This window comes from Blautia glucerasea (genome assembly GCF_013304385.1).
GTDB lineage: Bacteria > Bacillota > Clostridia > Lachnospirales > Lachnospiraceae > Blautia_A > Blautia_A ammoniilytica.
The window spans coordinates 160,986-176,148 of the sequence record NZ_JAAITU010000001.1; the positions used below are offsets into that span (position 1 = coordinate 160,986).

Sequence of the window (15,163 nt, forward strand, 5' to 3'; positions counted from 1 at the left end):
TTAGAAAAGATCGGAGGATACAGCGATGTTGCAATTAGTTATCCCAGCTGTCGTTGACAACTATTGGGATGAAGATAAAGAGGAGTTTATCGATGTAACTAAGGCAAAAGCGGCAACCATTCATCTTGAACATTCGCTAGTATCTTTGTCAAAATGGGAATCCATATGGCATAAATCATTTTTCTCGAAAGAAGAAAAGACGCCGGAAGAGATCATGAGCTACATAAAGTGCATGACACTCGATAAAAACGTGGATTCCCAAATATATGATCGCATCACCAAGGAAAACATTACGGAAATCATGGATTATATTAACAACCCCATGACAGCTACTACGTTTCCAAAAGAAAAGAAACAGAGCATAAACAATGAGCGAATCACAAATGAGCTGATTTATTACTGGATGGTTTCCTTAAACATACCGGTTGAGTTCGAGAAGTGGCATATCAATAGACTGCTTACTTTAATAAGAGTATGCGAAGTGAAAAATGCGCCATCGAAGAAGAGAAGTAAAGCCGATATTATGCGTAGCAATGCGGCAACGAACGCTGCCAGAAGAAAGATGTGGAATACGAGAGGGTAACGAGATGCTTAAAGGAATTGATGTAAGTTACCACCAGGGAAAGGTGGATTTCAAAAAAGTAAAACAATCGGGCATTGATTTTGTTGTTCTGAGATCCAGTTATCGCAAGACAGCGGATACAAAATTCTTTGAATATGTTAAAGCCTGTCGTGAAGCTGGTCTTAAAATTTTAGGCGTATATCATTTTATCTACGCCTTAAATGAAGATCAGGCGTTGGAAGAGGCAAAGTTCTGTCTGGCGCAGATCCGTAAGGCTGGGCTATCCAGAGATGTAATGGTGTTCGCGGATTTTGAGTACGATTCCGTAGCTAAAGCTAAGAAAGCAGGCGTTGTGCTCAGAGCAGAGCAATGCAACAAATTCACAACAATTTTTTGTGAGTACATGAAAGAAAAAGGATACACTGCAGGGATCTATGCAAATATCGATTTCTATAAGAACTGGTATGCGACGAATGTTATTAAACGGTGGCCAGTATGGCTGGCTGATTATTCAGGCGGTCCGGATTTCGATTGTATTATGCAGCAATTCACAAGTTCTGGAAAGGTGAATGGTATTTCCGGAAATGTGGATATGAACTATTACTATGGAAGGAGTCCGGAAACTGTGAGTAAAACAAGATCGAGACAGGCAGTTGTTGATTTAATCACTTCCTGGGAAGGAAGAAACGAAGCGGATGGAAGTCATAAGTACATTATAGACATTTACAATTCGTACACTGGCAAGTTACCTAGAGGCGTAAAGATGCAGTACGATTGGGCTTGGTGTGCATGTAGTTGGTCTGCAATAGCGATTAAGCTTGGATATACGGATATTATGCCAATTGAGATAAGTTGCAACGAATTGATTAAGGCTGCAAAAGAAATGGGATGTTGGGTTGAAAACGATGCCTACGTCGCAAATCCTGGAGATGGCATTGTATATGATTGGCAAGACAGTGGCATTGGCGATAACACCGGAGTGCCCGATCACATTGGAACCATCATCGAAGTATACAAAGATGCCGGATATTACGTTGTGATGGAAGGAAACTATAAAGATTCTGTCAAGAAACGGACCATTTCCTTCAATGGTAAGTATATTAGAGGTTTCATCACGCCTAAATACACCGATGACTCTATTGTTCAGCCACAGCAAACTTCCAAGAAAGACGTGAATACAATTGCTAGGGAAGTAATCTCTGGTAAGTGGGGCACTGGTTCTGCTCGTAGGACTGCTTTGGAAGCGGCTGGATATGATTACACCAAGGTTCAAAAACGTGTCAATGAAATTCTTAACAGTACCGCTTCTTCGACAAAGAAAGAAGTGACAGCTACCTGCTTAGCCAAGTGGTTTAATGCGGAAGTAGCTGGGACATACACAGTAAAGGCGTCTGGCGGTCTTTATTGCAGGAATGATGCCGGAACAAACAAGAAAGCGCTAGTTCTTATACCAAACGGAACAAAGGTTCGGTGCTACGGATACTACAGCAAATTTAATGGGGTTCGGTGGTTATATGTGCAGTTTACATTAAACGGTATTAAATACACTGGATTCTGTTCAAATGTGTATCTGAAAAAATAGGAGAAAAGCTTATGATAAGTTTCAGACAAAAGGGCGATTTCTCGAAGCTTTCCCGATACATCGAAAAAGCTAGAGAGGCCGCAAAGATCGGCATACTTGATAAGTACGGCCGTGAAGGAGTGGCAGCCCTGGCGTCTGCTACTCCTGTCAAGACTGGTAAAACAGCTAGTTCTTGGGTGTATGAGATAAAACGTCAAAATGGATCCGTTTCAATAGTATTCAAGAATACAAACATAGTGAACGGTGTTCCAATCGCCATCATATTACAGTATGGACATGGAACAGGAACCGGAGGCTGGGTCGAAGGAAGAGATTACATCAATCCTGCGATTCAGCCTATTTTTGACGAAATTGCAAATAAGGCTTGGCGGGAGGTGACTAAAGCATGAGTAATGTTGTCGACGAAAGAGTTGTGGAGATGCGGTTTGACAACCAGCAGTTTGAGAAGAACGCTAAGGAAAGTATGTCAACCATCGACAAACTAAAAGACAAGCTCAAATTTGACAATGTCGCTAAAGGAATGGGAGCTGTTGATGATGCTATAAAAAAGGTCGACTTTTCCAAAATGTCAAACGGGGTTGAAACCGTTCAGGCTAAATTTTCGGCATTAGAAGTAATGGGCGTTACTGCTATAGCAAATATAACCAATGACGCCGTTAATGCTGGAAAAAGAATTGTATCGGCATTAACCATTGATCCGATTAGCTCTGGTTTCAAAGAATATGAAACACAGATTAATGCTGTACAAACAATTCTAGCCAATACATCAAACAAAGGAACCACCCTTGATCAGGTTAATCAGGCATTGGATGAGTTGAATCATTATGCTGACTTGACTATTTACAATTTTACAGAGATGACCAGAAACATTGGTACGTTTACCGCAGCTGGCGTTGATTTGAACACATCTGTGTCAGCCATTCAGGGTATTGCTAACGTTGCAGCCATTTCAGGTTCAACGTCACAACAGGCATCCGTAGCGATGTATCAGCTTTCACAGGCATTGGCCGCTGGAAGTGTAAAGCTTCAAGACTGGAACTCAGTTGTAAATGCCGGTATGGGTGGTGAAATCTTTCAGAACGCTTTGCGTGAAACGTCCGAATTACTTGGCACGGGTGCCGAAGAAGCAATTAAAGCCGAGGGATCATTCAGAGAGTCATTGTCAAAGGGATGGCTTACCGCCGAAGTATTGACCGAAACGCTCAAGAAGTTTACCACATCCGGAGCAAATGAGTATGTGGCAAAATACACCGGTTTGTCTAAAGAAGCGGTCAGTGCAGCTCTTGATGAAGCGAAAGCACAGTATGGTGAAGCCGATGCTATTAATGAAGCATCGAAAGCTTTGGCTGAGAAAACCGGTAAGAATGAAGAAGAAATCAAATCCATCTTGAACATGGCGAAAACGTCAGAAGATGCTGCTACTAAAGTTAAGACATTCTCTCAGTTGTGGGATACCTTAAAAGAAGCGGCCCAATCAGGTTGGACACAGACTTGGGAAATTCTTATCGGAGACTTTGAAGAATCGAAAGAACTACTCACATCTATTTCTGATGCCGTAAGTAATGTTATCAACAAGATGTCTGAGCGAAGGAATAATATACTCGAAAGTGCGATGACGTCTAGCTGGGACAAGCTTATTCATAAAATTAACGAAGCTGGGGCTACAACTGAAACTTTCGAGGATAAGTTAAAGCAGACGCTCGAAAAACATGGAAAAAATGTTGACGACTTAACGAAAGAATATGGTTCTCTTCAGAAAGCATTCCAGTCTGGCGCGGTATCTTCGGATTTGCTAAAAGAAGCGATTGATGGACTAAGCGGATCTTTAACTGATTTAAGTGGCATTAAGGATACTTTGAAATTTGGATCAACAGGTGACGATGTTAAGAAAGCACAGCAGGCTTTGCTCGACCTGGGGTACACATTAGATAATTTTGGTGTTGATGGAATTATCGGAAGTGAGACAACAGCCGCGATTAAAGCATTCCAGGAAGCAAATGGATTAACCGTTGACGGAATCATCGGACCCGATACACTTTCTGCATTACAAGGAGCATCCTCATCTTCGTTTGAACTGAAGGAAAATGTTGACGACCTAATAGCAGGTGTGGATAAGCTTGGTGGAAGAGAAGCATTAATCGAATCGTTCAAAAACATTATCAAAGCAATTGGTGAAATTCTTGCACCGATAAAGGGTGCGTGGGAAGAGATATTTCCACCGAAAACAACCGAAGAGGCTGCTAATCAGCTTAAATCACTAATCGACAAGTTTCATGATTTTACTGAGACTTTACATATAAGTGATGAAACTGCCGGAGAAATTAAAGATACCTTTAAAGGATTATTTGCCATTTTGGATATTATTCGGTCAATTATTTCCGGAGGAGTTAAAGCAGCATTCAGTGGGCTGAAGACAGTTTCTGGAGCACTCAAAATTGATATACTGGGGATCACTGCAAGTGTCGGAAGAGCAATTTCAGCATTCCGGGACTTTTTATTTAGCAATAATCTGATAACCTCCGGTTTTAAATTGTTGGGTGAGGGCATTAAAACTGTCGTAAAAGCGTTCCAGGATCTATATAACTGGTTCATACAGATACCGCAGGTACAGAGCTTCTTTGAGAATTTAAAGAATATAGATTTAACGGAAGTCGGCACAAACATCATCGCAGGATTAAAAAATGGTCTTAGCGGAGGAATCTCTGCTATTCCAGGAATGATGATCAATCTCGGCACGAGTATAATTAATGCGATAAAAGATGTATTAGGTATACACTCGCCAAGTACCGAAATGGAGAGCGTTGGAGAGTTCATTATCGAGGGTTTGGTGAACGGACTTCATAATGGATTTTCGAAAGTTGTCGAAGTCATCAAGGATTTAGCGACTAAAGTAAAAAAGACTTTCAATGATGTTGACTTTGAAAAAGTATTTGAAGTCGGTATGAGCATAGGCTCAATGACCATCATCAACAAAATAGCCAAAGCAATTAAGAATTTTTCAGAGCCATTTGAGGGGTTAAACGATATTTTTTCAGGTACTGGAGATGTTCTGGAATCTGTCAGCAAAACTATCAAGAAATCCACAAAATCTGTGAATAAAATTCTTAAATCGGTTAGTGGGCTGATTAAAGATCTTGGTAAGTCATTAACCAGACTTTCAAAGAGCTTTTCAAAAGTTCTAAAGGCTTCTGCATTTGAGAAGAAAGCTAACGGTATAAAGAAATTGGCCGTATCTTTACTGATTCTCGTTGGAGCATTGTATATTCTTGCTCAAATCGACACTGACACATTGTGGAATTCCGTCCTCGTATTAGGCGCATTGGCAGGCATTCTCGTTGGTTTAGCGTTGGCGATGAATAAGGTTGAGGGTGCGTCAGCATCATTGAGCCTTAAAGACAAAGGAATAAATATAGAAGGTCTTAAAGCTGGATTAGTCGGAATTGGTATGGCGCTGCTTTTGGTGGCTGCAACGGTTAAGCTAATGGGCTCTATGGATCCTGAAGAAGCGATACGTGGATTCATCGGACTTGCCGGTATTATTGCAGCAATTTCAGCAGTGTTTATAGCGTACGGCTTAGCTGTGCGTGGGAAAGCCGCAAAGAATATTGACAAAGCCGGAAAAATGATCAAGAAGATGGCATGGACAATGTTACTTATCATTGGCGTGATAAAGTTGGTGGGCTTTCTTAAAGCTGAAGAAATCATTAAAGGTGCTGCTTTCATGGCCGGCTTCATCGTTTTCGTCGGTCTTTTAAGCCTTGTTACGAGAAAGTCCGGGAAACATATCGATAAGTTAGGTGGCATGTTGGTCAAAATGGTTATCGCAATGGCCTTATTAGTTGGTGTTGTAAAACTAATTGGCAAGCTAAGCTTAGGCGAGATGGGGAAAGGTGCACTTTTCGCAGCTGGTTTTCTCCTGTTTGTCGTAGCCTTGAAGAAAGCTGTGACTACCACGAATAGTGGAGAAATGGCCAAGCTTGGCGGCTTACTTCTCTCCATGTCCGTAGCTATGGCATTGATGGTTGGCGTTGTAGCACTCGTCAATCTCATGTCTGTAGGCGAGCTTATCAAGGGCGCAGCCGCGATTGTCGTGTTCGGTGCACTGATGATCGCAATGGTCAAATCGGTAAAAGATATAGGTCCGGACGCTCCGAAGATGGCGGCAACACTGATCGCAATGTCTACTGCAATCGGAATTATGGCAGGTATAGCCGTACTCCTCAGCATGGTAAAAACAGAGGATTTAATTAAGGGTATCGCTGCCGTTGGTGCGTTGAGTGCTATTCTTGCGCTGATGATAGTTGCCACGAGGGGAGCGCAGAAATGCGTTGGTAATATCGTAGCGATGACTGTCGCTATCGGCGTCATGGTCGGTGCTCTGGCAATATTGTCGCTTATTGAGCCAACTCGTCTGGCTGGAGCAGTAGCAGCCCTTGGAATCATGATGGGTATGTTTGCTCTCATGACAAAAGCATCCGGTTCTACGAATGGCTCCATTAAATCGGTTGCGAGTATGCTTCTTGTGGTAGTTGGACTCGCAGCTGTCATTTATGCGCTTGATAAGCTGGATTGTAAAACTACTTTAAAGACTGTTGTTTCATTATCAGTCTTAATGCTGGCGTTGGCCAAAGTTACAAAGATTGTAGCAAAAGCCGGAAACGTAAGCAAATCAGCGATGGTGTCAATGGCCGTCATGGCAGGCATCATGCTTGGCGTTGGAGTTGTTCTTGGGATACTCAATAAGTTTGACCTCAACACTTCTCTTGAAACTGCGATTGCGTTATCTACAGTGATGATTGCTCTGTCTACAGCAGCACTTATCGCAAGTAAGATAGGGGCAATTGGATCTGCTTCGGTGACTGGTGCGGGGAAGATGATTCTCATGATTGCGGGAATAGGTACGCTTCTCACAGCTGTCGCTGGATTGATTGGACTTATTCCAGGAGCGGAGGAGTTCTTGGATAAGGGAGTCACAATTTTAGCAAAAATCGGAACCGGCCTTGGCGAGTTCTTCGGCAGTATCATCAGTGGTTTTGCAACCGGTCTTACGAACGATCTTCCGAAGTTAAGTGAAAATCTTACTAAGTTCGTCAACGGTTTCAAAGACATAGACAGCTCCGCTTTAGCTGGAGTGAAGACTTTAGCAGACGTTATTCTTGAGGTCGCTGGTGCTGAGATTTTAGGAGGCATCTCAAGATTCCTTAATTTTGGCATGAGTCCAATGGAGTCTTTTGCTAATGAGATTGGCATATTTGTGGATGCTATGAGTGAAGTTTCCGATAAACTTAGCGGAAATAATATTAATGTTGCTGCTTTAACCGGCATTGCAATGATTGGTCAAATATTCGCTAGTTTGCAGAAAAATATCGATCCGAGCGGTGGGCTGAAACAGCTAATCACTGGGTCAAGAGATTTGGGCGACTTCGGCGAACAGATTAAGAAATACGCGAGACAGATCAATATTGCAGCAAAAGCTGTATCTAAAATTTCTGCTGACGGACTTACTAACCTTGGTGCCATTGCTACCATAGGTACTGCATTTGCGGATTTACAGGGTAGTATACAGTACACCGATGGGTTAGTTACCAAATTAGCGGAAAAAGATCTTGGTTCTTTTGGTGTGCAGATAGCAAAATATGCGTTGAATATGACTATCGCAGCCGCAGCTACATCTATTATTTCTGCTGACGGACTTACTAACCTTGAGGCCATTGCTACTATAGGTACTGCGTTTTCGGATTTGCAAGGGAGTATACAGTACACGGATGGATTAGTTACAAAATTAGCGGAAAAAGATCTTGGTTCTTTTGGCGGACAAATTTCTAAATATGCTTTTAATATGGCAGCAGCTGCTTTGGGTGTTGCTCTCATACCTGACAACGGATTAAATAATTTAACAACCATCGCCGATCTTGGTACAGCATTCTCGGATTTGCAAGGGAGTATACAGTACACGGATGGGTTAGTTACTGCACTTAAAGAGAAGAAGGATCTTGGTTCGTTCGGTAAACAGGTTGCTGAATATGCTAAAAGCATAAAAGACGCTTCGGATGAACTTGGTAAAGAAAAGATCAACGAAGATGCTATACAGTCAGCAGCTAACGCGGGAACATTTCTCTCAGACCTTCAAAAAGCTCTTCCAAAGGAAGACTGGTTCGATGGATCTATTGATCTGGGTACGTTTGGTAATCGTATAGAATCATTCGGTCAAGCCATCGGCACTCTCGATGATTTTTCAAAATCTGCCAACATGGAGAATATGCAAAAATCCGTGGAACTTGGCGAAAAGATGGCTAAGCTAGCACAGAGTTTAACTGGTATCACCGTAGCTGAAACGGATCAGTGGCAGTTTATCAGGGATTTTGGGCAGGCAATAAGTGACTATAATGATAAAATATCCGGAATAAATATCGGTGATTTATACACGTCATCTCAAACGGCTGTAAACCTAAAGACTATTCTGGATGGGCTTGGTAATTTCGACTCTGGCGCAGTGGACAATTTCAAAATCGACCCAATTGGTCAGAAGCTCAAAACATATTCGGAAAACGTTTCTGGTATTGATGCACAGAAAACGACAGCGTCAATCGCTATAGCGGTAAAGCTTGCAACATTCATCAATGGATTATCGTCCATCGATACAAGTGGGGTTGGTAGATTTACTGATTCCGTATCATCTCTTGGCGATGCTCAAGTGGATAAATTCACAAACGCCTTTAACGATAAAGGAAGCGAGGCAACCAAAGCCGGAAGCTCACTCGTGACTTCTCTCAGTAAAGGAATATCGTCCAAGTCCCCAAGTCTTACACGTTCTGCATCAAACATCATCACCGCAATTCTGCGAACTATCTCAGGCAAAACTCAGAATTTCAGAACAGTGGGAAGTACATTAATGAATACTTTCGCTAATGGTTTGACGGCTCGTAGACCACAGGCTGTGGATTCAATGTCAAGAAGTGCTAACGCTGCGATGAAAGCGGTACGAGATAATTTTGATGGTTTTAAAAGCGCCGGTATTTATCTCGGCGATGGTTTCGTACAGGGAATCAATGCTAGACAGAAACTGGCGTATGACGCAGGTTATGCTCTTGGTCTAAAAGCAAAACAGGGCGAAGCCAAAGCGACCGCAACCCATTCACCATCGAGAGAAATGATTAAAGCCGGTAAATACTTTGGCGATGGTCTGGTTATTGGTATCAATTCGAGAGAAAACGCTGCCGAGAAAGCTGGCGGTTCACTTGGAACTGTCGCTACTAAAGGCGTTTCTAACGCTATTAGCAGAGTTAGTGAATTGATCAGTTCCGGTATGGATTCGACACCTACAATTCGTCCTGTTATGGATTTAGGTAATGTCCAGACCGGTATCGACGCAATTAGCGGAATGTTCAACAATACATCGTTTGATGCATCGGCAAACATTGGCGCCATCGGTTCAATGATGGATGACAGACGTCAAAATGGAGTAAACGACGATGTTGTGAATGCAATCGAACGACTAAATAAAGGTCTTAGTGGTCTTAATAGACCATCTTATAACATCAATGGGGTTACGTATGATAACGGCAGCGAGATTTCCGAAGCTGTCGAAACACTCGTACGTGCCGCACGGATAGAAAGGAGGCGATAGGATTGGCTAAAGCAGTACCAATAATAAAGACAATTGACATACAAGCGAATACCAGTAGGACTGTGTTCATTCAGTGGACTTGGGCGAAGAATAAAGATACGAAAGAGTATACCGTTACCTGGCAGTACGGCACCGGACAGAATGTGTGGTTCGACGGATCTTCAAGTACGGTTAAACCGGTTGGCAACAACAAAGCGGTTCAGGTCAATACCTACACTGCCCCAGATAATGCATTGTATGTCCGGGTACGGGTAAAGGCCACGGCAAATACCACAAAGAAGACTGTGTCGACCGGAACCAAAGGTAAGACAAAAACAACCACGGTACCCAAATTTACAGCGGTTTCCTCAGGATGGAAAACCCTGTCTTTTAACACCGTTAAGCCAGAGCAGGCTGATATACCAACTGTAACGGTAAACGAATTTAACAAATGTCAGTTGGACATCACCCTTACCAACCTGGACCCATTGTGGACTGCCCAATACGTACAGTTCAAGGTTGTAATCGACGATTCACCTCTAGCTGATAACAAGGAATCAAATACAATACCGATCACATGGGTTAATGGGAAAGGTAACGTAACTTGGACTTATACAATGAGTCCTGGGCATCGATATAAAGTTTGCTGTCGTGGTAAACGGAAAGCTCAGAGTAACGATGATTCCGACTATGGTTATTGGTCGGATTACACAGACAATTTCTATGCGCCTCCAGAAGTTCCGCTACAGATGCCTTTACTGGTTGCAAAATCAAAGACGTCGTTACAAATCCAATGGACCGGCGTATCTAATTGCACCGGGTATGACATTCAGTATGCTACAAAGAGGGAGTATCTGGAAAACAATTCAAACGAAGTGCAAAGTGTATCGTCCGAAGGGACTGACACAACATATATCTTAACTGGTTTGGAATCTGGTCAGGAATATTTTGTAAGGGTTCGGGCGAAGAATAGCGCTGGCGAATCCGGTTGGTCTTACATTGCGTCGAGGATTCTTGGAAGAGATCCTGCCGCTCCAACAACATGGTCCTCCTCAACTACCGGTATGGTTGGGGAGGATATTTTATTGTATTGGGTGCACAACGCTCAGGATGGATCAAGTCAAACGAAAGCCGAACTCGAATTGACTATTAATGGAGCGGTGCAGCCGACAATAACTGTACCGAACAATCGTGGCGAAGATGACAAAGATAAGACAAGTGTTTACACGCTTTCCACTAACACATATAGCGAGGGTGTTAAGATCAATTGGCGAGTTAGAACTGCCGGTATTACTAATGAATATGGCGAGTGGTCAGTATCGAGAGAAATCAACATATATGCAAAGCCAACGATGATCTTAACATTGTATGACAGTCAAAATACCGGAATTAACACGATTACGGAATTGCCTTTCCACGTAAAAGCAGTGACAGGTCCTAATACACAAGCTCCGATTGGATATTACATTTCCATCAAGGCAAAGACATCTTACGTTATCTCAGACTATGCTGGAAACGATAAGATTGTTTCCGAGGGTGATGAAGTTTATGGGAAATATTTCGACATAACATCTGTTCTCGACGTTTTGATCTCTGCAGGAGATGTGAATCTGGAAAACGGAGAAGAGTATACGCTATCAGTCACTGCTTCTTTAAATTCTGGGCTGACTGTTGAATCGTCAGTGTCTATAACAATAAATTGGTCTGATAACGGTGAGTATATTCCAGAAGCTAGTGAATTGACATATCTTCAGGATGAGTATGCAATGCTTATCCATGCGTATTGCACGAACGAAGACGATACTCCGGTGGAAGGGGTTATGTTATCGGTATACCGAGTTGAACCTAACGGGAATTTGATTGAAATAGGCTCGAACCTTCAAAATGGAACAACAGTTCTCGATCCTCATCCGTCTTTGAATTATGCAAGTTATCGTATAGTGGCAATTAATTCAACAACAGGTATTGTTGGTTATGTTGACATGTTTCCGTACGAAATAGGAGAAGATGCTGCAATTATTCAATGGAATGAGAAGTGGCCCGTATCAGTGGAATACGACGAGCAGGGAGATTTGACGATTTATGAAGATTTTCAGCAAGCGGACACATTGGTGCTTCCGTATAACCTGGATGTTTCGGAAAAGTCAAGCCCGGATGTTTCCTTGGTGAAGTACATTGGACGTAAGTACCCCGTTAGTTATTACGGTACTCAGCTTGGAGATTCTCAGTCCTGGAAACTGGATATTGTGCGAGATGACATCAACACGTTGAACATGCTTAGAAGATTGAAAGATTATCAGGGTGATGTATATGTTCGAGAACCATCCGGAAGCGGGTGCTGGGCAAACATCACCGTTTCATTTAGTCAGACCCATTGCGAAACAACAATTCCGGTAACAATCGAAATCACACGAGTAGAAGGAGGTAAGTAATATGCCTGATTGGACAAAACCAATGTCGCAAACCTTTGAATACTACGTGGTCGATCCCGGAACTTGGAAAGATAAGACACGTCTAACAACCATCAAGACTTGTACGATCGAAAGAGACTCAAGTGCTGACACGCTCGGGTCTGCAAGCATCGAACTAACGGACAATAACAATGAGTTTTCAAACATCGTTGGAAGGAATCGGGAATGTTATGTCCGGGTATACCTTGTGACCGGTCAAAATGGAATTTCTGAGAAGTTCCCGTTAGGGACATTTCTCATCCAAAGCACCTCTACAAGCTTTGATGGGATGGTTAAAACGACACCTATCGAAGCGTATACGCCATTGCTCGAGATGAAAGATGTACCACCACCAATCGGATATTCAATTCTGAAAGGCGCAAACATCATGACAAATGCTTACCGCATTGTGAGAGAGCAGACTCGAGCACCGGTGGTGGAGCCGACATGTTCCGAAACGTTGTATTCGGATTTCGTTGCCGAGGAGAGTGATACGTGGCTTTCCTATACAAAAGATCTCGTCGCAAATGCAAAATATGAATTAGGTCTTGATGAATTGAGCCGTATCTTGTTCTTACCAGTTCAGGATACGGCTTCTTTACAGCCTGTCACAACATTCGATGATGATAATAGCTCAATTCTATATCCTGAAATCAGTACAAGTCATGATTTATATGGAATCCCGAATGTGGTGGAAGTTGTGTACTCGAAACACAACGAGAACTTCTCAGCTCGTGTAGTAAACGATGATCCCAATAGCCCGATATCTGTCCAGAACCGTGGCCGGGAAATTGTTTATCGAGAGACAAATACAGATTTCGCAGGAACGCCTACCAATCTTCAGATACAAAAATATGCAGAAGGACTTTTGAAGAGTAAATCATCTGTGGAATTTACGGTTTCATATTCGCATGGTTATTGTCCTGTGAGGGTTGGCGATTGTGTCCGATTGAACTATGAACGGGCTGGCATCGTTAATGTGAAAGCCAAGGTTATAAGCCAATCTATATCATGTACCCCTGGATGCAAAGTAACGGAAAAAGCAGTTTATACGGAACGATTTTGGGGGTGATGAGATATGGGCTTACCAGTGGATTTAATATCCGAATTTGTTAAGATAACAAACGATAAAACCGAAAAGAGGCAGGAAAGTACATTATATGGCACCGTCAAAATTGTAGGAGATCAGGTCTTCGTTAAGTTTGATGGTGCCGATGTTCTTACTCCGGCTGTCACAACGGTTACAGCAAAAGACGGAGAAAGAGTCTCCATCCTTTTAAAGAATCATACGGCTTTAATCACTGGCAATATGACAGCACCCTCAGCGAGAAATGAGGACGTTGTTGAACTTACTGCAGCGATTGGTGTTTTTGACGTTTTGATAGCGAACAAAGCAAGTATCAGTGATCTTGAAGTAGAGAGAGGTCGCATTGATACTTTGGTTTCAGAAAATGTCACGATTAAAAATCAGCTGACGGCAAACGCTGCTAGTATTGGCGAACTCAAGGCTGATAACGCCACCATTAAAGAAACCTTAACGGCTCAAAATGGTGATATTGAAAATCTGAAAACCAAAAAACTGGATGCTGAAACTGCTGAAATTACATATGCAAAAGCGGAAGATTTTAAAGCTTCAAATGCTGAGCTATACAATTTAAAAACAGCATATGGTAATTTTGAAAATTTGACATCTGAAAAGTTTACGGCATACGACGCTAGCATATCGAAATTGAATACCAATGTTGCTGAGATAATCGAACTTCAGGCCGGATACGCAACCATCGGTACAGTGAATGCGCTCGAGGGTAGGATTAAAACGATAGAATCGAATTATCTGAAGACCGGCGATTTAGAGGCAGGATACGCTAAGATTGATTTTTCAAACGTTAGCGTGGAATGGATTGAAGACGGTAAGATTAAAAAAGGTGCTATCGGGTCAGCTGCGATACATGACGGTGCGATAACAAACGCAAAAATTGCTGATGCAACAATCGAAGCGGCGAAGATTAATTCAGTTAATGCCGACAACATTACAGTTGGTACGCTCAAAACTGAACGTCTTCTCATTGCTGACGGAGATGGCGGATATTCTATCGTTAAAGCAATCAACATGGCAAATGGTGTAGCAGAGGCAGATGCGAACGGCACGAAGTTCGAAGCTGCGTCCATCGAAGTGGTTGACTTGTCAGCTTTCCGGGCAAAAATAGCAGGGTTTGAAATGAGTAATTCTGCTATTTATATCGGGAAAGAATCCATCAATGACGCACATAGCGGAATTTATATTTCAACGACTGGGTTTGGTATGGGCGACGCCTCACTAACCGGTTCTAACGAATCGCCATTGCAGGCATACCCCGACGGAAGCTTTAAACTTGTTGGAAAAAATGGAAGTTTTGACTTTAATGGTGTTCTTGGAAACTTGGAGATTAATGCATCAAAGATTTTACTTAAATCTAAAGCCGTGGCTACAGAAGATTCAGTTACAGATGTAAGTAATAGGGTGAAAACCGCAGAGAGCCAGATTGAGCAGAATGCAAACGAGATCGTACTTCGGGTGAAAAGATCTGAGTTCGACGATTTGTCTAGTTCGATTGAGCAAATTAACTCGTTTATTTCAGACATTCAAGGATGGCAGTACCGATGGGATAAAATCCTTAACCGTTCAAGCGCATCTCCTGAAACTCACACGGATTATATTTCATTCGTGAACGGCGATATTATTCTTGGTGAATCGTCAAGTAAGCTGAAACTCAAATTGTCAAATGATTCAATCCAGTTTAAAGGTGGTGACAGCAATTTTGAGATAACGCCGGATGCAGACACCACGGCATGGATTACCGGGAGAAAACTCAATATTGGAGCCGGCGAGATACATAAGTTATTGAAAATAGGACGTTTGCAGTTCGTTCCGAGACGAAATGGGAATATGTCATTAATTTTGGCTTGAAAGGAGGGGTGATAAC

Annotated in this window: 7 protein-coding genes; all 7 read left to right on the forward strand. The window is 42.4% G+C overall.

What is annotated here, in order from left to right; translation table 11 throughout:
• Window positions 1-25: 25 nt before the first annotated feature.
• Genes G5B11_RS00940 through G5B11_RS00970 form a run of 7 tightly spaced genes read left to right on the forward strand, consistent with a single transcriptional unit; the run spans window position 26 to window position 15,147 of the window.
• Window positions 26-583: a hypothetical protein gene (locus G5B11_RS00940; protein WP_173726534.1), complete on the forward strand. Its 558-nt coding sequence runs from the start codon at window positions 26-28 to the stop codon at window positions 581-583.
• A 4-nt stretch (window positions 584-587) separates the two neighbouring features.
• On the forward strand, window positions 588-2,144 hold the full coding sequence (locus G5B11_RS00945) for a GH25 family lysozyme (RefSeq protein WP_173726535.1): 1,557 nt from the start codon (window positions 588-590) through the stop codon (window positions 2,142-2,144).
• A gap of 11 nt (window positions 2,145-2,155) precedes the next feature.
• Window positions 2,156-2,533, forward strand: a complete 378-nt coding sequence (locus G5B11_RS00950) for an HK97 gp10 family phage protein (RefSeq protein ID WP_173726536.1) — start codon at window positions 2,156-2,158, stop codon at window positions 2,531-2,533.
• On the forward strand, window positions 2,530-9,771 hold the full coding sequence (locus G5B11_RS00955; RefSeq protein ID WP_173726537.1) for a peptidoglycan-binding protein: 7,242 nt from the start codon (window positions 2,530-2,532) through the stop codon (window positions 9,769-9,771). Before G5B11_RS00950 ends, G5B11_RS00955 begins: the two co-directional genes overlap by 4 nt.
• 2 nt (window positions 9,772-9,773) lie before the next feature.
• Window positions 9,774-12,182, forward strand: coding sequence for a fibronectin type III domain-containing protein (locus tag G5B11_RS00960; RefSeq protein WP_173726538.1), 2,409 nt, complete (start codon window positions 9,774-9,776; stop codon window positions 12,180-12,182).
• Window position 12,183: 1 nt separating this feature from the next.
• A complete protein-coding gene (locus G5B11_RS00965) occupies window positions 12,184-13,272 on the forward strand; it encodes a hypothetical protein (protein ID WP_173726539.1) in 1,089 nt (362 codons plus the stop codon).
• A gap of 6 nt (window positions 13,273-13,278) precedes the next feature.
• Window positions 13,279-15,147, forward strand: a complete 1,869-nt coding sequence (locus G5B11_RS00970; RefSeq protein ID WP_173726540.1) for a hypothetical protein — start codon at window positions 13,279-13,281, stop codon at window positions 15,145-15,147.
• Window positions 15,148-15,163: the final 16 nt, after the last annotated feature.